Annotated in this window: 19 protein-coding genes; 3 read left to right on the top strand and 16 right to left on the bottom strand. The window is 60.7% G+C overall.

Annotation, left to right across the window (positions count from 1 at the left end; translation table 11 throughout):
* Window positions 1-54: 54 nt before the first annotated feature.
* Window positions 55-681, top strand: a complete 627-nt coding sequence (locus AX760_RS21545; RefSeq protein WP_071835064.1) for a TetR/AcrR family transcriptional regulator — start codon at window positions 55-57, stop codon at window positions 679-681.
* A 17-nt stretch (window positions 682-698) separates the two neighbouring features.
* Window positions 699-1,100 (top strand): YybH family protein, encoded by a 402-nt coding sequence (locus tag AX760_RS21540; RefSeq protein WP_071835063.1) that lies wholly within the window; start codon window positions 699-701, stop codon window positions 1,098-1,100.
* Window positions 1,101-1,145: 45 nt separating this feature from the next.
* Here the strand turns inward: AX760_RS21540 and AX760_RS27325 are convergent, their stop codons facing one another.
* Together AX760_RS27325 and AX760_RS21535 are read right to left on the bottom strand one after the other, a co-directional pair.
* Complete coding sequence (locus tag AX760_RS27325) at window positions 1,146-1,286, bottom strand: hypothetical protein (protein WP_175552112.1); 141 nt, start codon at window positions 1,284-1,286, stop codon at window positions 1,146-1,148.
* Window positions 1,287-1,477: 191 nt separating this feature from the next.
* The gene (locus tag AX760_RS21535; RefSeq protein ID WP_071835062.1) at window positions 1,478-2,410 is read right to left on the bottom strand and encodes a transglutaminase-like domain-containing protein; all 933 of its coding nucleotides are present in this window, start codon (window positions 2,408-2,410) and stop codon (window positions 1,478-1,480) included.
* Window positions 2,411-2,954: 544 nt separating this feature from the next.
* On the opposite strand from AX760_RS21535, the gene AX760_RS27495 reads away from it, so the two are divergent.
* Window positions 2,955-4,868, top strand: a complete 1,914-nt coding sequence (locus AX760_RS27495; protein WP_071835061.1) for a PAS domain-containing sensor histidine kinase — start codon at window positions 2,955-2,957, stop codon at window positions 4,866-4,868.
* Window positions 4,869-4,970: 102 nt separating this feature from the next.
* On the opposite strand, the gene AX760_RS21525 is transcribed toward AX760_RS27495, so the two are convergent.
* From AX760_RS21525 to AX760_RS21460, 14 genes are all read right to left on the bottom strand, one after another.
* A complete protein-coding gene (locus AX760_RS21525) occupies window positions 4,971-5,369 on the bottom strand; it encodes a response regulator (protein WP_071835060.1) in 399 nt (132 codons plus the stop codon).
* 318 nt (window positions 5,370-5,687) lie between these two features.
* A complete protein-coding gene (locus AX760_RS21520; protein WP_071835059.1) occupies window positions 5,688-6,002 on the bottom strand; it encodes a Dabb family protein in 315 nt (104 codons plus the stop codon).
* 9 nt (window positions 6,003-6,011) lie between these two features.
* Window positions 6,012-7,667, bottom strand: a complete 1,656-nt coding sequence (locus tag AX760_RS21515; protein WP_071835058.1) for a GMC family oxidoreductase — start codon at window positions 7,665-7,667, stop codon at window positions 6,012-6,014.
* A gap of 50 nt (window positions 7,668-7,717) precedes the next feature.
* Window positions 7,718-8,491: a 3-ketoacyl-ACP reductase gene (locus AX760_RS21510; RefSeq protein WP_071835057.1), complete on the bottom strand. Its 774-nt coding sequence runs from the start codon at window positions 8,489-8,491 to the stop codon at window positions 7,718-7,720.
* Window positions 8,488-9,996 (bottom strand): GMC oxidoreductase, encoded by a 1,509-nt coding sequence (locus tag AX760_RS21505; RefSeq protein ID WP_071835056.1) that lies wholly within the window; start codon window positions 9,994-9,996, stop codon window positions 8,488-8,490. Before AX760_RS21505 ends, AX760_RS21510 begins: the two co-directional genes overlap by 4 nt.
* A 7-nt stretch (window positions 9,997-10,003) precedes the next feature.
* On the bottom strand, window positions 10,004-11,116 hold the full coding sequence (locus AX760_RS21500) for an ABC transporter ATP-binding protein (protein ID WP_071835055.1): 1,113 nt from the start codon (window positions 11,114-11,116) through the stop codon (window positions 10,004-10,006).
* 4 nt (window positions 11,117-11,120) lie between these two features.
* Window positions 11,121-12,002: a carbohydrate ABC transporter permease gene (locus AX760_RS21495; protein WP_071835054.1), complete on the bottom strand. Its 882-nt coding sequence runs from the start codon at window positions 12,000-12,002 to the stop codon at window positions 11,121-11,123.
* The gene (locus tag AX760_RS21490; protein ID WP_071835053.1) at window positions 11,999-12,880 is read right to left on the bottom strand and encodes a carbohydrate ABC transporter permease; all 882 of its coding nucleotides are present in this window, start codon (window positions 12,878-12,880) and stop codon (window positions 11,999-12,001) included. Before AX760_RS21490 ends, AX760_RS21495 begins: the two co-directional genes overlap by 4 nt.
* An 87-nt stretch (window positions 12,881-12,967) precedes the next feature.
* A complete protein-coding gene (locus AX760_RS21485) occupies window positions 12,968-14,191 on the bottom strand; it encodes an ABC transporter substrate-binding protein (protein WP_245295074.1) in 1,224 nt (407 codons plus the stop codon).
* 210 nt (window positions 14,192-14,401) lie between these two features.
* Window positions 14,402-15,925: an aldehyde dehydrogenase family protein gene (locus tag AX760_RS21480; protein WP_071835051.1), complete on the bottom strand. Its 1,524-nt coding sequence runs from the start codon at window positions 15,923-15,925 to the stop codon at window positions 14,402-14,404.
* Window positions 15,922-16,704, bottom strand: coding sequence for an enoyl-CoA hydratase/isomerase family protein (locus tag AX760_RS21475; protein WP_071835050.1), 783 nt, complete (start codon window positions 16,702-16,704; stop codon window positions 15,922-15,924). The genes AX760_RS21480 and AX760_RS21475 overlap by 4 nt, the downstream gene beginning before the upstream one ends.
* A complete protein-coding gene (locus AX760_RS21470) occupies window positions 16,697-18,310 on the bottom strand; it encodes an acyl CoA:acetate/3-ketoacid CoA transferase (RefSeq protein WP_071835049.1) in 1,614 nt (537 codons plus the stop codon). The genes AX760_RS21475 and AX760_RS21470 overlap by 8 nt, the downstream gene beginning before the upstream one ends.
* Window positions 18,311-18,320: 10 nt before the next feature.
* On the bottom strand, window positions 18,321-19,322 hold the full coding sequence (locus AX760_RS21465; RefSeq protein WP_071835048.1) for a Gfo/Idh/MocA family protein: 1,002 nt from the start codon (window positions 19,320-19,322) through the stop codon (window positions 18,321-18,323).
* Window positions 19,319-20,368, bottom strand: coding sequence for a LacI family DNA-binding transcriptional regulator (locus AX760_RS21460; RefSeq protein ID WP_071835078.1), 1,050 nt, complete (start codon window positions 20,366-20,368; stop codon window positions 19,319-19,321). The genes AX760_RS21465 and AX760_RS21460 overlap by 4 nt, the downstream gene beginning before the upstream one ends.
* Window positions 20,369-20,585: the final 217 nt, after the last annotated feature.

Below are 20,585 nucleotides of genomic sequence, written 5' to 3'. Positions count from 1 at the left end.
CAATATTATTTTTGAGGGCATTCAGAAAAGAGACGGCAGAAAAAGGAACGGGCGATGGCGGGGCTTCGCGCAAAACAGAAGGCGGACCGCAACCGCCGTATCCTGGACGCGGCGACGCGCCTGTTCCGCGACGTCGGTTATGACGCCGCCCGGATCGAGGACATTGCCCAGATCGCCGAAATTTCCGTCGGCACTTTCTACAACTACTACCAGAACAAGGGCGACATTCTTGTCGCGGCCGTGTCCATGGAAGTGGAGGAAGTGCTCGAAGCCGGCCGGTCGATCGTCGAAAACCCGCCACAGACGGTGAGCGAAGCGCTGAAGAGCCTGATCAACCAGTATTACGACCACTCGCTGTTCTATCTCTCCAAGGAAATGTGGCGCACGGCCATGGCGATTTCGATCCAGCAGCCGGAGAGCCCATTCAGCAAGCGCTACACCGAGCTCGACAGTCGCCTGAGTGAGCAGGTCTCGATGCTGATCGGCAAGCTGCAACTGCGCGGCGCCATCATGCCGGGCATCGACACGGTCGCCGTCGGCCAGATGATCTTCAACAATCTCAACACGATGTTTGCAGAATTCGTGCGCGACGAAACAATGCCGCTGGAAGCGCTGAAAGAGGCGGTTGCACGGCAAAACAGGCCGATCGCAACACTGATGGCCGCTCCGCAACGATCATAACAACACAGGACTGAGACATGAAACACACAGAAGGGGCAGAGCAGGCCATTCTTGCCGCCGCCGAACAGCTCGTCACGGCATTTTCGCACCATGATCGCGAGGCTTATTTTGCAGCCTTTTCAGCAGACGCGACGTTCATTTTCCACAATCTTGATCGCAGGCTGACAAATCGCGCCGAATACGAGGCCGAATGGGCGCTTTGGGAGACACGTGACGGCTTTCGCGTCCACGCCTGCCGTTCGAGCGACAGGAACCTGCAGATCGCCGGCGGCGTCGGTATCTTCACCCACAGCGTCGAAACGCAGGCGGAATTTGGCGGGGAAGTTTCGACCAGCCGCGAACGCGAAACCATTGTATTCGAAAAGGCGACGGATGGCCGCTGGCTGGCGATCCATGAACATCTGTCACGGGCGGAGTAAAAGCCCGCACAAATGTCCAAAATGCGATCACCCAGGGTCCGATATCTAGAGGATGCCGCAGACGACCGCGGAAATGAAAACGAAAGCACCAAAGAGAGCGGCGCCCTGCGCAACGACGTTCCAGGCAAACCTTGGTCCGGACGATGCCGGATAGGCTCTCTGGCGGATCGGTTTTAAACTCTGCATCGTGTCTCCTGGCGATCTCGACCGGACAGAACCTGAAAGATCCCGCTTGGCCCGCTACAAGCTGGTGACAGTTGTGCTCTATACCAGATGAAATTTATAGATATTATTTTTCCTGTTTTGCCGCCGGACTGAAAAATCAGTTCCGGCGCAACTTCAGACAGCCCGCACGCCCTGAAACGGATCCAGTTTGATCACTGAGGCGAATGATCATGCTCGTGCTGATGCTCCCGCTCCTGGACATGGCGTGCCCAACGCTCGCTGAACCATGGCGTCAAAAGCGAAACGTCTGCGGCCTGGTGTGGTCGGGTCAGCGCCGCATCCGTTTCCTTGTAGGTCCAGACGGTGAAGGTCGTGAGTTCATGTTTGCCGAAAGTCTGGATCAGGGGAATATCGGCAGCGTCCCTGCCCCGTGCAACGACAATCCGGCCGATCCGGCGCGCATTGTTGCGGGCGTCAAACGTGTACCAGCGATCGCCGAGATAGACTTCGAACCATGCGTTGAAATCCATCGGCGCCGGATTTTCCGGCACACCAATATCGCCCATATATCCGTTGACGTACCGCGCCGGCATGTTCATTGCCCGGCACAGTGTGACAGCCAGATGCGCATAGTCGCGACTGACACCGACGCGGGCGTCATGAGCCTCCATCGCGGTTCTTAGCGTCGCCGCATAGCCATAGCTGAACAGCAGCCGTTCGTGAACATAGTCGCAAATCGCCTGCACCCGCGCCCATCCGGGCTCTACCTCGCCGAACAGCCGCCAGGCCAGAGACCCGAAACGGTCCGTCTCGCAATAGCGGCTCGCGGAAAGATAGGGCAGGCATGCGGCCGGCAGTTTTTCGATAGGCACGGCCTGCGCCTCGACATTGACAGGGTCGGGAAATCCGCTGTCGCGGATGACGGCATCATAGCTCAGATGCACCCCGCCTTGCGGCACCACCATGCGCATGCAGATATTCCCGAAGGGATCGGAAATTTCACTCATCGGGATGGCCGGCAGGGCAATCGGGCCCCGTTCGCTGACGACTGCGTGACGACGGTCGCGGTCGACCGAAAGATAGGTCATCATCGGCGTCGGCTGCTCGCAATGGATGCCGATTTCGTATCCGAAACGTATGAACATTCAGAACCTCCACAGATAAAGCGGAGAACAATTTCCAGTCGGTTTTGTTCCGGTACGGGCGCAATTTGCACAGGGCGGGGATGACCCCAAATAACGGATGAGACGCCCGCAATTTCAATTCGTCCTGACACAAAGGCGCGAAACACCGATGTCGTCCTTCAATCCGCGCGCTGGGCACACATCAACGCCGATTTACGAACTGCAAAGGAAACGCGTCGTCGCAATAGGCCGGCCTGAACGTCAGGGCTGGGCACGGTTGCGACAACCACACCTTGGAAAACCCGTTCACTGGCAATCATTCGGACAAGAGCCGGACGCGGAGCAAACAAGAGTTGCAAGCGGCTCGATACTGATTCTAGGATGAATTGAGGCCGGAGGCAACTGTTTGCGCAAAATGCCCGCGCAAACGGTGATGGAAGACAGGCGCGGGTCCGTTCGGGAATTTATATGGGCGCGGATGATTTCCCGCTCATCTATCCTATATGGATGCTACGGGCCAAAATTCGGCATCCATATTCGTGTAGCGATTTTGAGATTGAAACCCATGTCGAACCCTTTGTTTGCCTCTCCCGGCGTTGCTATCGCCGCAAGGATGGCTGACAGCGAAATGCTGAGCCGTTTTGACGCCATGGCCTGGGAGACGACGGTACTCGGTGCGGTCCAGAGCTGGCCGGCAACGCTGCTCACCACAGTCCGCATGATGCTTGCGTCGCCGGTTCCCATGGTTTTGCTGGTCGGCAGGGATGGAATCCTGATCTACAATGATGGCTACAAGATCATTGCCGGCAAGCGCCATCCGCACTGCTTTGGCGCATCTGCATTCAGCTCATGGCCGGAGGTCGCCGATTTCAACCGGGTCGTCATCGATACCGTGATGGACGGCGGAACGCTGTCCTATGAAGACCAGCAGTTCACCCTCTATCGCAACGGTGCCGCCGAAGACGTCTGGCTCAATCTTCACTATAGTCCTGTGATCCACGAAGACGGAGCGGTCGTCGCGGTCCTGGCGATCCTGTCGGAAACCACAAAACGGATCCTGGCGGAACGGTCGCTTGCGCGCAGCCGCGAGCAACTGTCGCTCGCGCTGAGCGCATCCGGCATCGTCGGAACCTGGGACTGGCATGTCGACGAAAACCGGGTCTATTCCGACCAGCGGTTTTCCGCGCTCTACGGTGCCGACATCGAAAACCCGGAGGAAGGGGCGCCGATCAGTGCCTTTCTGGCGGGCATCCACCCCGACGATCTCGAGGCTGTGTCCGGAGCGTTGCAGGCTGCAATGGCGACGGGCGAACGCTATTCCGAAGAATACCGGCTGCTGCAGAAGAATGGCGACGTGCGGTGGGTGCTGGCCGAAGGTCAGCCGCGCATGGACACTGAGGGGCGATGTATCCGCTTTCCCGGCGTCGCCATCGATATCACCGCGCAGAAGTCCGCAACAGCGGCGCACGCCCGCTCCGAAATGGCATTCCGGACGCTGGCCAACGCCATGCCGCAAATGGTCTGGTCAACGCGCCCGGACGGTTTCCATGACTATTACAATGCGCGCTGGTACGAATTCACCGGCATGCTGGATGGTTCGACCGATGGCGAGGCGTGGAACGGCATGTTCCACGAGGAAGACCAGGCCCTTGCCTGGGCCGCCTGGCGTCACTCGCTCGAAACCGGCGAGCCCTATCAGATCGAATATCGCCTGCGCCACCGCAGCGGCGTGTACCGGTGGGTTCTCGGGCGGGCCCTGCCGGTGCGCGACGACAAGGGGCAAATCACCCGCTGGTACGGCACCTGCACGGATATCCACGATGCCAGGATGGCCATGGGCGAACGCGAAATCGTTGCCCATGAATTGAGCCATCGCATCAAGAATATTTTTTCTGTGCTCAGCGGCATTATCAGCCTCTCCGCCCGATCAGCGCCGGAATCGCGCAGTTTTGCAGAGCAGTTGCGCAAACGCATCGAGGCGATGGGCCGTGCCCATGATTTCGTGCGTCCACACAGCAAGACTTCACGCCCCGTCGAGATGGAAACGACCATCTTCGGCCTTCTGCAGCGGTTGCTCGAGCCCTATGCATCTGACGACAACGAGGTGCGCATCAGTTTCAGCGGCGACGATGCACCGATCGGTGACGGCGCAGCCACCCCGCTTGCCCTGCTTCTGCATGAGCTGGCAACCAACTCTGCCAAATACGGAGCGCTTTCCCACGCCGCAGGCAGGCTGGATGTCGTCGGCCGGAAAGACGATGAAACGTATGTCCTGGATTGGAACGAGGCCGGCAGCGTCAGCCCCCTGTCACCACCGGATGCCGATGGGTTCGGTTCCCGCCTGATGAAGATCAGTGTCGAAGGGCAACTGGGCGGAACGTTTTCACGACACTGGAACCCCGACGGCATCCAGGTCAACGTGACAATGCCGTTGGCGTCTATCTCGCGCAGCAGCAAGCTTGCCCACCTCCGGCAATAGCACCGCAATCGAAACGACCAAGGCAGCGCTGAGCCGGCCTTGGTTCATGGTGAGGTTTTTGATGGTGTTGAGGAAGATTATCGGCGTTTGAGCGCGACCGCCCTATGAAAAAAGCATCATCCGGGCTGGTGCCTCGGCTTCCAGCGCATGGCGCTTGGCGACAACATAATTCACCGCCTGGATCAGTTCGTCTTCGCCCACGGGCTTTGCAAGAACGCCGACAGTGCCGGGAACACCGTCACCCAGTTGCGACGGGTTCGCCGTCATGAACAGAACGGTAATGCCATGCTGTTCGGCAAGCAGGCGTCCAATTTCGGTACCAGTTGCGCCGTCACGCAGATTGAGATCGACGAGCGCAATATCCGCGAGCGGCGCCAAGTGAAAGGCCGATGCCTTGTCGGCAGCAATGCCGACCGGCTTGTGCCCAAGCTCGGAGACCACATATTCGATTTCTGTGGCGACGAAGATTTCGTCTTCGACTACCAGAATTTTGCATGCCATTTCGGAACTCTCACTGTTGGTCTACCAGCGCCGGCATATATCCTCGTTATCCCATCATCGACGCAAATAACTACCGCTTCTTCTCCATCACCGCCCGTTTTCCATTGCTTCGCATGGGTCTGGCCAATGGTGTTCTAAGCTCTCAGGACGTTCAAGAGTGCCACGAATTCCAGCATCATCATCGCCAGAAAGCCGCTGGTCACCCACCCAGCCGACCACAACGAGCATCGGCGCGAATTGTTCCATAAAAAACAAGAAATCACAACGACGGTGCGAGCACCGCTGACGCCGTAGCAATATCGCCCCCTACCGCATCGTTCAGCCGCCCATTTTAAAGTCGTAGACGAAGATACCGTCGATGCCGCCATCTGTCGCGGCAACGATCCGGCCACCAGCCTTTTCATGCGCCGGGTGAACCAGATAGGCATCGCGCGCGGCTGCGTTTACAAAATCGATCATGAAGGCGTTCGTGTATCCCCTGCCCAGAGCTTCCGGGCTGACATTGGCGCCGATGTCGACGGACAGATAACCCGGCACGTGCGACTGGAGCGCGGCGATATCGGCCAGGATCGAGGCGCGCTCCTCGCTGGACACGCTGTCCTTGAAACGGATAAAGACACAATGGCGGATCATGGCGGTCTCCTATCGGACTGCGGCGCGCGCACGCGGCCGCTGGTCGTTGCGTTCATGTTCGAAGATGGCAGGCGCCAGCGGCTGGCGGTTGCGAATAATGTCCGAACCCTTTTCGCCCATCATGATCGTCGGCCCGTTGGTATTGCAAGAGGGAACACGCGGCATGACGGAACTGTCGCAGACGCGCAGGCCCTCAAGACCGCGTACCTTCAGATCGAGGCCGACGACGGCATCTGCGTCCGTACCCATCTTGCAGGTGCCCACAGGATGATGATCCGTCTTGGCATTGGCGCAGCCATACTCGAACAGCTCCTCGTCCGTCATGACCTTGGGACCCGGCAGGCGCTCGGCCATGATGAAGGGCTTCAACGCATCCTGCTGGAAGATTTCGCGCGCGATCTTCAGGCCCTCCAGTGACATCTTTCGGTCGTGCGGATCGCTCCAGTAGTTCGGATCGATCAGCGGGGCGGCTGCCGGATCGGCCGATGACAGGCGCACGGTGCCGCGCGAGCGCGGATGCAGATAGGCGGAATTCAGCGTCACGCCGGCATTTTTCAGCTTCTCGACGCCAGCCTCGATGCCGGAACCCAGGCCGAGATGAAACTGGATATCGGGCGAACGCGCCTGCGGATCGGCATACCAGAAGCCGCCGGTCTCAAAGAGCGACGAGGCGACCGGCCCGGAGCGGAACAGCACATATTGCAGGCCGGCCCACAGTGTGCGGTGCAGCTTGGCAACGCCATCATAGGTATGGTCGCCAGTGCATTCGGAAATGACGAAGAGATCGAGATGATCCTGCAGGTTGGAACCGACGCCGGGCAAGTCATGCTTGACCGCGACGCCGACGGAACGCAGGTGCTCGGCCGGACCAATGCCGGATTGCTGCAGCAGCTTCGGCGAACCGATCGCGCCGGAGGAAACAAGCACTTCGCGTTCGGCGCGGATCGTTTCTAGCCCCTTGGCGGTCGCAACCTCGACGCCAACGGCGCGGCTGCCCTCAAGAAGGATCCGGGTCACGCGGGCACCGAGCCGGACCTCAAGGTTCTGGCGATCCCGGATCGGGTTGAGATAGGCAAGTGACGCCGAGGAGCGCCGACGATTGCGCTGGGTCAGTTGATAGAAGCCGACGCCGGCCTGCTGCTTGCCGTTGAAATCATGATTGTAGGGAATGCCGAGTTCTTGGGCCGCGCGGATATAGGCATCGCAGATCGGCAGGCCGGACACCGGCATCGAAACCCCGAGCGGCCCGCCATAGGCATGATAGTCGTCGGCAAAACGCTGATTGTCTTCCGAGCGCTTGAAATAGGGCAGCACGCTGCGATAGTCCCAGCCCGTGCAGCCATCCTCGCTGGCCCAGAGATCGTAGTCGGCCGCATTGCCGCGGGTATAGAGCTGCGCGTTGATCGACGATCCACCCCCGATCACCTTGGCCTGCGTGTACCGCAGCACCCGGTTGTTCATGTGCTTCTGCGGCACGGTTTCCCAGCCCCAGCTGGCGACCCCCTTGGTCATCTTGGCAAAACCGGCCGGCATGTGGAACAGCGGGTTCCAGTCGCTGCCGCCCGCTTCCAGCAACAGCACCCTGACATCGGCATCCTCCGTCAGGCGGTTGGCAAGCACGCAGCCCGCAGGCCCGGCACCGGTAATGATGTAATCATATGCCATCTCGTCGTCCTTAACGTCACTGTCATCACCCTCTTGAGGCGAGGAAATTTCTACAACCGCCCGATCGACAGGCCGCCATCGGCATTGATCACGCTTCCGGTGGCAAAGCCGAACCGCCCCGACGCCAAGGCGGAGACCATCGCGCCAATATCCTGCGCCTCCCCCCAGCGTTTCATCGGCACCAGACCAGCCTCGATCAGCCCATCGTATTTATCGGATACAGTGGCGGTCATGTCGGAGCGGATGATGCCCGGACGCACCTCGAAGACCGCAATGCCCGTCTCTGCCAGCCGCAGGGCAAGTCCCTGCGAGAACGAGGCAAGCCCTGCCTTGGTCATGCAGTAATCCATTCGTTCGGGCGAACTCATCACTGCCGAAACCGAGGTGATATTGATCACCGAACGCGGCCCGCTGGATGGCGCCGCCAGCATTGCCCTGACCACCGCCTGCGTGAAGAACACCGTGCCGCGCAGATTGGTCGCGACGATCGCATCGAAATTCTCCGGCAACAGATCGAGGAAATCACCGCGGACGACGGAGGCCATGCCGGCATTGTTGACCAGGCAGTCGATCGATCCGAAGGCCGCCAGAACCGCCTCGACCGTGGCCTGATGACCGGCAAGATCGGAAAGATCCGCCTTGAGAAAAATTGCTTTTGCCCCCAGCGCGGCAAGATCCTCAAGGACGGAACGGACCTGATCGGCCTCGCCTATGCCGGTCAAGGCGACATCGAACCCGTCGAGGGCAAGCGCCTTTGCAATCCCGAGGCCGATGCCGCGACGACCGCCGGTGACGATAGCAACCGGGCGCTTTTGATCGCTCATGCCGCCAGATCCTTTGAGACGATATGGTCGGCAACGCGCAGCGCCTGCGCCGCAACCGTCAGCGCCGGATTGACCGCAGCCGAGGTCGGCAGGCAACTGGCATCGACGACGAACAGGTTCTGATGGTCGAACGCGCGGCAGTAGACATCGAGCGGAGACGTTGCAGGATCATTACCCATGCGAACGGTGCCGCACTGGTGCGACGGTGTCCGCTTGTCGAAGGGGCGTGACAGGACGATCGGGAAGCCGGCCGCCTTCAGCGCCGTCTTTAGCTTGCCGACAAGCATCAGATGCGCATCCCAGTTCGTCCGCACCCACTGCAGCACGATCCGGTCACCATCGACCATGATCCGGCTTTCCGGATGTGGAACGTCCTCGCTCATCGCATAGAAATCGATCGCATGGGCGGACATCCGGTTGAGCAGCCATTCCGGCAGGGAGGGAATGTTGGCCTTGAGGATCGGGCCGGAAATGCGGCCGAGCAGCTGCACGTTTCCAAGCGGCGGACCACCTTCCCCGTCCGAGAGATAATAATCGTTGAACCCGAAGGTCTTCTGGTAGATCGACGTGTTGCGGAAGAACGGCGAGACGGCCAGAACCGCGCTGGAATTGTGGTTCATGAAATTGCGGCCAACCTGGTCGGAGCTGTTGGCAAGCCCGTTCGGATGCAGGGCATTGGCCGAGCGCAGCAACAGCGCAGACGATTGCACGGCACCGGCCGACAGGATGACGAGCTTCGGCGACACCGTCTGCTCGACACCGTCCCTCACATAATGCACCGTCTCGATGCGTTTCCCGTCATTCGCCGTTTCCAGCCGCGTTACCCGCGACCCGGTCTGCAGGCGGACATTGCCGTGCTGCAAGGCGATCGTCAGCGCCGCCGTCTCGGCATCCATCTTGCCGTCGAAACTGTTGGGATGCGCATCCCAGGGCGTCTTGCCCTTGGACAGCCATTTTTCGATGTCGACGCCCAGCGGCAGCGAATAGGGATGCAGCCCGTTCTTCTTCAGCCTGTCGCGAACGGCGGCGATCGGCGCTTCGTCCGGCACGGGTGCGAAGGCATAATCCTGCGAGTGCGCAGGCTCGGTCGGATCTTCACCCAGCACACCACGGACCTGATAGAGCTGCTCTGCCTGGCTGTACCAGGGCTCGAGTTCTTCATAGGCAAAGGGCCAAGCGGGAGAAACGCCTTCCAGATGCGCCATTTCCGCAAAATCCTCGCGGCGGTAGCGCACCAGAACCGCTCCGAAGAATTTCGAATTGCCGCCGACATTGTAGTAGTTTCCGGGGTTGAAGCCCGTGCCATCGGTCTCGTACCAGAGTTCCCTCGGGCGGAAATGGCCGCGCTGGAAGATCGCCCGCTGGTCGCGGTTTTCCGGTCTGTCCTCGATATGCCCGCCAGCCTCGAGGATGAGAATTTCGGCGCCGGATCCGGCAAGGGCGGACGCGACCGTCGCTCCGCCGATACCGGAGCCGATGATGACGATGTCGGGTTGTTTGCCCATAATGTTCTCAGCGAATGCGGGTTTGACTTTGCGGATCGAAGTATACCGCCTTGTCGAGATTGAAAGCGAGCCGCGCCGTCTGGCCAGGCGCGATCTGGGCATCGGCGCGCAGGCGGGCCACGACCTCCTTGCCGCCGAGCTTGGTGACGGCAAACGTATCGGACCCGGCCGGTTCGACGACGTCGATCAGGCAATCGCCCTCGGCCAGCGAGCGCGCATTGCGGTCTGCGCCATCCGGATCGGTCAGGGCTTCCGGCCGGATGCCGAAGACGATCGACTGGCCGGCATAGGCCGAGAGCCCTTGCACCTGCGCGACGGGCAATTTCAAGGGCTCCGAGCCCGGCCGCTCAAGCACGACGCGCAGGTCGCTGCCGCCGCCCTCGACCGTGGCCGTCAATAGATTCATCGCCGGCGAGCCCATGAAGTCGGCGACGAAAAGATTGGTCGGATTGTTGTAGATATCGGCCGGCGTCCCGAATTGTTGCAGCACGCCATCCTTGAGCACGGCAATCTTGGTGGCGAGCGTCATCGCCTCGATCTGGTCATGGGTCACGTAAACGATCGTCGTCTTCATGCGCTGATGAAGGCGCTTGATCTCGGTGCGCATATCGACACGCAACTTGGCGTCGAGATTGGACAGCGGCTCGTCGAACAGGAAGACCTGCGGATTGCGCACCAGCGCCCGGCCCATGGCGACACGCTGGCGCTGGCCGCCTGACAACTGGCTCGGCTTGCGCTTGAGCAGATGGTCGATCTGCAGCATCTCGGACACCTGCCTGATCGCCTTTTCGCGTTCGGCCTTCGGCACGCCGCGGATTTCCATGCCGAACGCGATATTGCCCGCAACCGTCATGTTCGGGTAGAGCGCATAGGACTGGAAGACCATGGCAATGTCGCGCTTGGAGGGATGCAGGCCCGCCACCGACTTGCCATTGATCGAGATTTCGCCCGAAGTGATTGGCTCCAGCCCGGCGATGGTGTTGAGCAGGGTCGACTTTCCACAGCCGGAAGGCCCGACCAGAACCAGAAACCCGCCCTCGTCAATCTCCAGGTTGATGTCCTTCAGAATCTCCAGCGAACCATAGGACTTGCGCAGATTGGTGATTTTCATGAACGACATGGCATTACCCCTTCACGGCGCCGGACATCAGGCCGCGGACGAAATAGCGCCCCGAGACGATGTAGACGACAAGCGTTGGCAGGGCGGCGAGGATCGCGCCTGCGAAATGGACATTGTATTCCTTCACCCCGGTGGACGAACTGACGAGGTTGTTGAGCGCCACCGTCATCGGCACGGAATCCGAACCGGAGAACGAGGCCCCGAACAGAAAATCGTTCCAGATATTGGTAAACTGCCAGATCACCGAAACGACGATGATCGGCCCGGACGACGGCAGCAGGATGCGTCGGAAAATCTGGAAGAAACTGGCGCCGTCGATCTGTGCCGCCCGCACCAGTTCGGTCGGGAAAGCCTCGTAGTAATTGCGGAAATACAGCGTCGTGAACCCGAGGCCGTAGACGACATGAACGAAGACGAGGCCTGTCGTGCTGCCGGCCAGTCCGAAGATGCCGAGCATGCGCGCCATCGGGATCAATACGATCTGGAAAGGAATGAAACACGAGAGCAGCAGCATGCCGAAGAACACGCCGGAGCCGGGAAATCGCCATTTCGTCAGGACATAGCCGTTCAGCGCGCCGATGATGGTGGATATCGCAACCGCCGGGACGACCATCAGGATCGAATTTATGAAGAAGGGCTTCAGCCCCGTCGGCTGCACGCCGATTTGCGCCGTCGACCAGGCGGACCGCCATGGATCCAGCGTCCATGTCTGCGGAATATTGAGCATGCCGCCCTGGCGGATTTCATCCAGCGGCTTGAAGGAATTGACCAGCATCACGTAGAGCGGCAGCAAGGAGTAGGCCGCGTAGAGGAGCAGAACCGAATAGATCAGCCCGCGGATCAGACGGCCGCTCGAAATGGCATTGTCAGGGCTCTCGACGCTCATTGGCGCTTCTCCCCGTTGATTTCAGAATAGAGATAGGGAATGATGATCGAGAAGATCATCATCAGCATGATGATCGCCGACGAAGCGCCGATGCCCATCGAATTGCGGGTGAACGTATAGGAATACATGAAGGTCGCCGGCAGTTCTGTCGCCTGCCCCGGTCCGCCGCCTGTCAGCGCCACGACGAGGTCATAGGCCTTGATGGCGAGATGGGCCAAGACGACGAAGGCGGACAGGAAGACTGGCCGCATCAGGGGAATGATGATGCGGCGATAGATGGTGGCCGAAGACGCACCGTCGATCTGTGCCGCCTTGATGATCTCGTTGTCGACACCGCGCAGGCCGGCAAGAAACATCGCCATGATGAAGCCGGTGGACTGCCACACGGCGGCAATCACCACGCAGTAGATCGCGTAGTTTCGGTCCTTGATCCAGTTGAAGGTGAAGCTCTCCCAGCCCCAGAGATGCATGGTATTTTCAAGCCCGATGCCCGGATCGAGAAACCATTTCCAGGCTGTGCCGGTGACGATGAAGGACAGCGCCATCGGATAGAGGTAGATCGGCCGCAAAATGCCCTCGGCACGGATCTTCTGATCGAGCAGAATGGCAAGGCCCAGGCCAAGAACCGAACAGATGCCGATATAGAGCGTGGCGAAAATCGCCAGATTCGAGATCGCACGCCACCAGTGCGGCAAGGCCCAGAGCTTGGAATAATTGCTCAGGCCCACGAAATTGTAAGAGGGCAGCATCTTGCTGTCCGTCACCGAGAGATAACCGGTATAGGCGATGAAGCCGTAGACGAAGACCAGCACAATGATGAAGCTTGGGGCGAGGACCAGTTTGGGAACAAGATCCTGCAGCCAGTTGCGGCTATCCATGGTGAATACCACCGTTAAATTGAACGTCTCGTCATGATCGGGGAATGCCGGGGTGCCGAAGCACCCCGGACAGGCTTGGCACCTGGTTTACTGCGCGGCAGCGACGGCGGCCGGCAATTCCTTGACGGCGTCTTCGGCCGTCAGTTCACCGTTGAATTGGCGGGTTACGACGTCGTAGATTGCATTCTTGACAGCGGCCGGATTGGCATGGCCATGCGCCATGGAACCGAACAGCCTGCCGCTCTTGTCAGCATCGGCGAGATCGGCGATGGCCTTCTTGCCGCAGGCATCGAAGGCTTCATCGGAAACGTCGGTGCGCGCCGGCGCCGAGCCCTTGACGACGTTGAAGGCCGACTGGAAAGCCGGGCTTTCGATCGCAGCCGCCATCTGCATCTGGGCCGGGACCTTGTCGTCGGCAACCTTGAACATCGCGAACTGGTCGGAGTTGAAGGTGACTGAGCCCTGGGTTTCCGGATAGCGCATGCAGACAAAATCGGTGCCGGGCACCTTGTTGGCCTTGACGAACTCGCCCTTGGCCCAGTCGCCCATGAACTGGACGCCGGCAGTGCCTTCGATGACCATGGCGGATGCAAGGTTCCAGTCGCGGCCAGAGAAGTTGTCATCGACATAGGACCGCAGCGTCGTCATGCGGTCGAAGGCTGTCTTCATCTTGTCGCCACCGAGCGCAGCCGGATCGAGATCGATGAAGGCCTGTTTGTAGAAATCCGTGCCGAGCGAAAGAACGACGGCATCGAAGACCGTTGCATCCTGCCAGGGTTGGCCGCCATGCGCGACGGGCGTAATCCCCTGCGCCTTGAAATTATCGAGAAGGGCGACAAGCTCGTCCCAGTTCTGGGGCTCCTTGCCACCGGCCTTGTCGAGCGCCGCCTTGTTGATCCACATCCAGTTTGTGGAGTGGACATTGACCGGAGCGGCGATCCAGTGGCCATCATATTTGGAGAACTGTTGCAGCGCAGTCGGGATGACCTTGTCCCAACCTTCCTTGGCAGCGATCTCGTCGAGATTGCCGAGCGCGCCTTCCTTGGCCCAATCGAGAATGTCGAAGCCAAGCATCTGCACCGCCGTCGGCGCATTGCCCGATGTGACGCGGGCGCGAAGCACCGTCATGGCTTCCGTTCCGCCGCCGCCCGCAACCGGCATGTCGGTCCAGGAGATGTCCTTGCCCTCCAGATCCTTCTTGAGGACGTCGAGGGCCGCCGCTTCGCCGCCGGATGTCCACCAATGCAGAACCTCGACGTTGTCGGCCGCCAGAACGACCGAACCGCCCACGGCCCCGCTACCTGCCATCATCAGTGCTGAAAGTGCTGTTGTCGTGAAAAACTTGCGCATTGTATTCCTCCCGTTTGCAAGTCCGAAAAAGCGGGAAACTCCTCCCCCGCCGTTGAATGCCGGCTCTCCATAGGACAGCCGGTAATATGCAATTCCTCTCCGCATGCCGAATTCGGATGCAATCAGCGCCAGGCGGCAAGCCTTGCGAAAGAGCAATTCAATCGTTCAGCGTCAGGTGCTCCTGGCACTGGCCGGCATCCACCAGCCGGTGCGGCCGCCGATATGCATGTTGAGCGTCTTGGTCTCGGTATAGTCCTCCACCGCATGGCGCCCCAGTTCGCGGCCAAGCCCGGACTGGCGATAGCCGCCGAAGGGCAGTTCCGAGGCGCCGTCCATGAACGTGTTCATCCAGACAGTGCCGGCCCGCACCTTGCGGCCGACGGTCAGGCACGTATCGAAATCGCGGCTCCAGACGCCGGCGGAAAGTCCGTAGTCGATGGAATTGGCAATCCGGATTGCCTCGTCCATCGTCTCGAAGGTGAGTACCGACAGCACCGGGCCAAAGACCTCCTCGCGCGCCACCGCCATATCGGGCGTGACCGCAGACAGGATGGTCGGCGACATGAACTGACCGGAACCAAGGTCGAGCGCCGACCCGCCATGGGAGACGGTCGCACCATCGGCAGAGGCCGACGCGATATAGCCGACGATCTTTTCGAGGTGCTGCGGCGTGATGATCGCTCCAACCTGGGTTTCCGGATCGAGCGGATCACCGACCTTGACCTTCGCCGACATCGCCGCAATCTTCGCGATGACATCCTGGGCAATGTCCTTGTGGACGATCAGCCGCGAGCCGGCATTGCAGCATTCGCCAGCATTGAAATAGGCGCCGAACACCGCCGCATCGATGAAATCATCGAGATTGGCATCGGGAAAGACGATCTGCGGGTTCTTGCCGCCGAGTTCGAGCGAGACCTTCTTCAAGGTCTGCGCCGCATTGGTCATCGTCAGCTTGCCGACACCGGTCGACCCGGTAAACGAGATCATGTCGACGTCCGGATGGCCCGTCATGACCGCGCCGACATCCGGGCCGGTTCCGGTGATGATATTGACGACGCCGGCCGGAACACCGGCAGCCTCAAGGATTTCGCCCAGCACCAGCGTCGAGCCGGAGGTGAGTTCGGACGGTTTGACCACCGTCGTGCAACCGGCGGCAAGCGCAAACGGCAGCTTCTGGCTGACGATCAGAAAGGGGAAATTCCACGGCGTGATAACAGAAACGACACCGATCGCCTCACGCAGGACAACACCCAGCGTACCGTCGCCCAGTGTGTTGTAGCTTTCGCCGTGCAGGTCGCGGGCAAGGGCAGCCGCATAGCGCCAGATATCGGCCGCACCACCCAGTTCCGCCTTGGCCTGGCTGATCGGCTTGCCGCTTTCGATGCAATCGAGAAAAGCGAGTTCATCGGCACGCGCGGCAATCATGTCGGCGGCCTTGAGCAGAACCAGCGAGCGCTCCGACGCCGTCATGCGCGGCCACGGGCCCTTGTCGAAGGCCTTGCGCGCGGCGGCGATGGCGCGTTCGGCGTCTACCTTCGTTGCCGCCGGATAGCGGCTGACGGCAACACCGTGACCGGGCGCGACGCGCTCCAGCGTCCGGCCCTCGGCAGCATCGCCCCATTTGCCGTCGATCAGCATCTTGAACTCGCGCACGCCTGCGTCGGCCAAAGCCTTGGGCTTTACCAGAACCGTCATTCCCATTCTCCCTTGAATTCCGCCGGGCGTTTTGCGGAAAAAGCCGCAACGCCCTCTCTCATGTCGCCGGTGCTCGCCGCGAGTATCGATCCCAGCGCCTCGACGGCGGTGCCATTGTCCTCGCCATTGGCAGAGGCGATCATCAACTTGCAGATCTCCAGCGACGCCGGCCCGCGCTGCGCAATCCGCAAGACATAGGCCTTTGCTGCGGAAAGCCCGGTTCCCGTCTCCGCCACCGCATCGACCAGTCCCAGTGCCCTCGCCTCTTCCGCTGAAAACATCTCGCCGCCGAGCACCATTCGACGCACCACCTGCGCGCCAAAACGCTTGACCAGGCGCTGCGTGCCCGACCAGCCCGGCACCATGCCAAGTCCCGTTTCCGGCAAGCCGATCCTGATCTGCGTCTCTGCAATCCGGATATCGGCCGTGGCCGCCAGCTCCAACCCGCCACCCAGCGCGTGGCCGTTCATTGCGGCGATCAGCGGCATGCGCAGGGTCGCCAGCCGTTCGAACACGCGATGGCCGAAACGCACCCATTGATGACCGAAGTCATTGGGGCGCATTGCGCCCCAGGCCTTGATGTCGCCGCCGGCGCAGAAGGCCTTGCCCTCGCCGGTCAGGATCGCGACCCGGACGCTGGCATCGGCCTCGATCGTGTCGCAGGCCGCACCCAGCGCCTTCAGCATGTCGATGTCGAAGGCATTGAGTTTTTCCGGGCGGGCGATCGTCAGCGTGGCAATTGCACCGTCGATCTCGATCTTGATCCGTTGATCAGCCATGGAACGCTCCCTGCAGCGTGCGGATCGGCTTTTCCGGCAAGCTCAGCCCGATCGGGGCGTCCCGGAACAAGGCGTCATCCATGAGCTTGAGGGTGTCGGACACAATCAGCGGGAATTCCGACTGGTCGAGGATATCTGCCTGCAGATCGACACCCGGTGCGATCTCGGTGAGGAGCAGGCCCTGCGGTGTCAGGGTCATGACGCAACGTTCGGTGACATAGGTGATGTCCTGGCCCTGTTCGACGGCGCGACGGCCGGAGAAAGTGACGTGCTCGACCGCATTGACCAGTTTCTTCAGCTTGCCTTCCTTCTCGATCACCAGCCTGCCATCGGCCAGCGAGAGTTTTGCGCCGGCATTGTACATGCCGGAAAAGACGATCTTTTTTGCCCGCGCCGTGATGTCGACAAAGCCGCCCGCCCCGGCCGTCACATGCGGCCGGAAGGAAAGCTTCGAGACATTGACGGAGCCGGACCTGTCAATTTCCAGGAAGGACAGCAGCGAGGCATCGAAACCACCGCCCTGGAAATAGGTAAACTGATAGGGCGAGGGCATGAAGGCGTCGGCATTCGAGGCGCAGCCAAAGGCAAAATCGAGCAGCGGCACGCCACCGACGGCACCCTGTTCGATCACCCAGGTGACCGACCCATGCAGCCCTTCCTCCAGCAGGATACGCGGCACATTGGCCGAGATTCCGAAACCGAGATTGACGCAGCTTCCAGCCTCGAGCTCTTGCGCCACACGGCGGGCGATAACCTTCTGGATGTTGAAGTCCGGCACGCGAAAACTGTCGAGCGGCCGGAAGATTTCGCCTGAAATGGCCGGATCGTAATCGGTCAGCGTCGTCTGCTTCTGGTCGGGATCGACGACCACATAGTCGACCAGCATGCCGGGTACGCGCACGTCATGTGGCTTCAGCGATCCCGCCTTGGTGATGCGCTTGACCTGCGCGATGACGATGCCGCCATTGTTGCGGGCGGCCAGCGCCTGGTCGAGACCGCCGAGGTAGGCGCCTTCGTGCTCATAGGTGAGATTGCCGCGCTCGTCCGCCGTCGTTGCGCGGATGATCGCCACCTGCGGCACGATCGCCTTGAAATACAGCCAGTCCTCGCCCTCGAACTCGATCTTTTTCACCACCGGATGGGCCTCGGCTGAAGCGTTCATCGCGCAGCCCTGGCGCGCCGGATCGACGAAGGTATCGAGGCCGATCTTGGTCAGCACGCCCGGACGCTTGGCGGCGGCCTCCCGGTGCATGTCGAACAGCACGCCGGAGGGGATATTATAGGCCGCGACCTCGTCCTTGCCGATCATCTGCCAGATCAGGGGTGGCTCCGAGGTCGAGGGGCCGGAGGGATAGGATCCGCCGATGATCGTCTTCAACAGACCTTTTTTGGCGATATGATCGATGCCCTTGATACCGCTCATATCGCCGGCGGCGATCGGGTGCAGCGTCGTCAGGTTTCTTGGATGGCCGGTCTCGTCGAAACGCGCGCCAATCGCCTTCAGCATCAGGTCCGGGCAGCCGAGACCGCTTGACGAGGAGACGGTGACGACCGCTCCGTCCGGGATCAGGCAGGCGGCTTCAGCCGGGGTGATATGTTTGCTCATCTGCGTCGTCTCAAAGTCCGGGTTCGATGGAAACGGTCGTGCCACTGGCTGCGGCCTGCATCACGGCAAGGCCGGTCGCCAGCGACCAGATGCCGTCTTCACCACTGCACAAGGGCTGCCCCCGGCCGGCGATCGCCGCTTCAAAGGCGAGAAGCGTGTTTTCGTAGAGATTGCGATGATCAAGCGGCAGGTCGGTCTCGCCATCGACATTGCGCAGCATCACCGTGCCGATCGGCTTCTGGGTCATGCAGTTGCTGGCAAACAGCGAGCCCTCGGATCCATGGACCTCGAACCCGGTGACTGCATATTTCGTGGTGAAGCCATCATGGAACTGCGCGATCAAGCCGGATCTGAAACGGATGACGCCCATCGCCGCATCTTCGAGGCCAGCCTTTGCCAGGCCACCATACTGGCCGAGCGCAACCGCCTCGACCGGATCGTCGCCGAGCACGAAGCGCAGCGCATCGGTGTCGTGCACCGTGATATCGAGAATGACACCACCACCGGCGTCCGGGCGATCAAGCCGCCAGCCCTGCAGGTGCGGCGGCAGATAGCCAGCATGGCAGACACGGGCTGCAAGCGGCTTGCCGATCCTGCCGGCGGCAATCGCATCGCGCATCGCCCGGTGCGTTGCAGCGCCCCGCAAATGGTGATTCGTCGCCATGACGACACCGGCGTCTTTTGCCGCTTTCACCATGGCATGAGCATCCTCCAGCGCCATCGCCAGCGGCTTTTCGCAAAGGATGTGCTTGCCGGCTTTTGCCGCCGCCAGTACCTGGTCGCGATGCAACTCGTTCGTGGTCGAGATATAGACGGCCTCAACATCCGGATCGTCGAGCAGCGCGGAAACGCTGGTCACGGATTTGGCAATGCCGTGGCCGGCGGCATATTCCGAGCCGCGCTCGGCGCTGGTGCTCATGACAGAGACGATCTCACCGCCCGTGGCGCGGATCGCGTCGATCACCCATTCATGCGCGATCGTGCTCGCACCGATCAATCCCCAGCGTGTCATAACAAGGCCAGCCTTTCCCTCTTGTCGGATGCGGCACCGCAACTCTGGCGCACCACAAGCCGCACGGAACTGACGACGGCCTCGGCCTCGGCATTGCCCGCATTGATCTGTTTCAAAAGCAGCTGTGCCGCCCGCCGGCCCATGCCCTGCGGATCGACCGAGATCGTTGTCAGCGCCGGCACGGCCGTCTGCGCCTCGATCACATCGTCAAACCCGATAACGGCGAAATCGGAACCGGGTTCGAGCCGATGGGCGCGCAGGCCGTCGCAGACGCCGAAAGCCACCGCATCGTTCAAGCAGACCGCCGCCGTCGGCCGTTCGTTCAGCACAAGCGCCCGCTCGATGGCCGCAACGCCGCCGGCCCGTGACGGCGCCGAGCTGATCACCAGATCGTCCTGCGGCACAAGGCCCATCGCGACCATCGCATCCCGATAACCGGCCAGCCTGTCGGCGAACACCGCCGTATCGGGAAAGCCACCGAGAAAGGCGATGCGGCCATGACCGAGACCGGCAAGATGACGGACCGCCTCGTGCATGCCGGTCCTGTTATCCGAGACCAGCGAGGAGACCTTTGCGCCGGCAACCTGTCTGACGACATTGACCACAGGAATACCGCTGGCCACCAGCGTCTTGAGATCGGCGGCCTCCGTGCCGCGCGCCGGAGACAGGATCAGCCCGGAAATGCCGTGTTCGCGCATCGAGGCGATGACCTCGCGCTGGCGATCGACGCTCTCGCCGGTGTTTGACAGGAACTGCACATAGCCCGCCGACTGGACGACCATGTCGACGCCGACGGCGAGTTCGGCAAAGAAGCTGTTGGTCAGGTCGTTGACGACGATGCCGATGATCTTGGACTTGGAATGCGACTGGCGAAGATTGGCCGCACCGCGATTGTAGACATAGCCAAGCTCGCGGATCACAGCATTGACCCTGGCGCGCGTCCCCTCGTTGACCAGCGGACTGCCCTGCAGGACCAGCGATACGGTCGATTTCGACACGCCGGCGGCATGCGCGATATCAATGACCGTTACCCGCTCCCTGCTCACATCCACCTCCCGGAGAAAGACCTGTTGCGGCCCGTTGTTATCGACTAAATAATTGGAACGTTCCAAATTTGTCAAGCGGGACGTGAGCAGAATGTTTCAATACCCACCCGAAGGACGGAAACAAGCGAAACCGAACTTTTTCAAAGATTTACAATAAAGGCATTAAGATCAATATTTTACCTTAATTTTTCACAGCAAAAAAATGAAATAAATTCAT

This window comes from Pararhizobium antarcticum (assembly GCF_001885585.1).
Taxonomy (GTDB): domain Bacteria; phylum Pseudomonadota; class Alphaproteobacteria; order Rhizobiales; family Rhizobiaceae; genus Pararhizobium; species Pararhizobium antarcticum.
The sequence above is the reverse complement of the archived record's forward strand: the minus strand, read 5'-3'. Positions and strand labels throughout refer to the sequence as shown.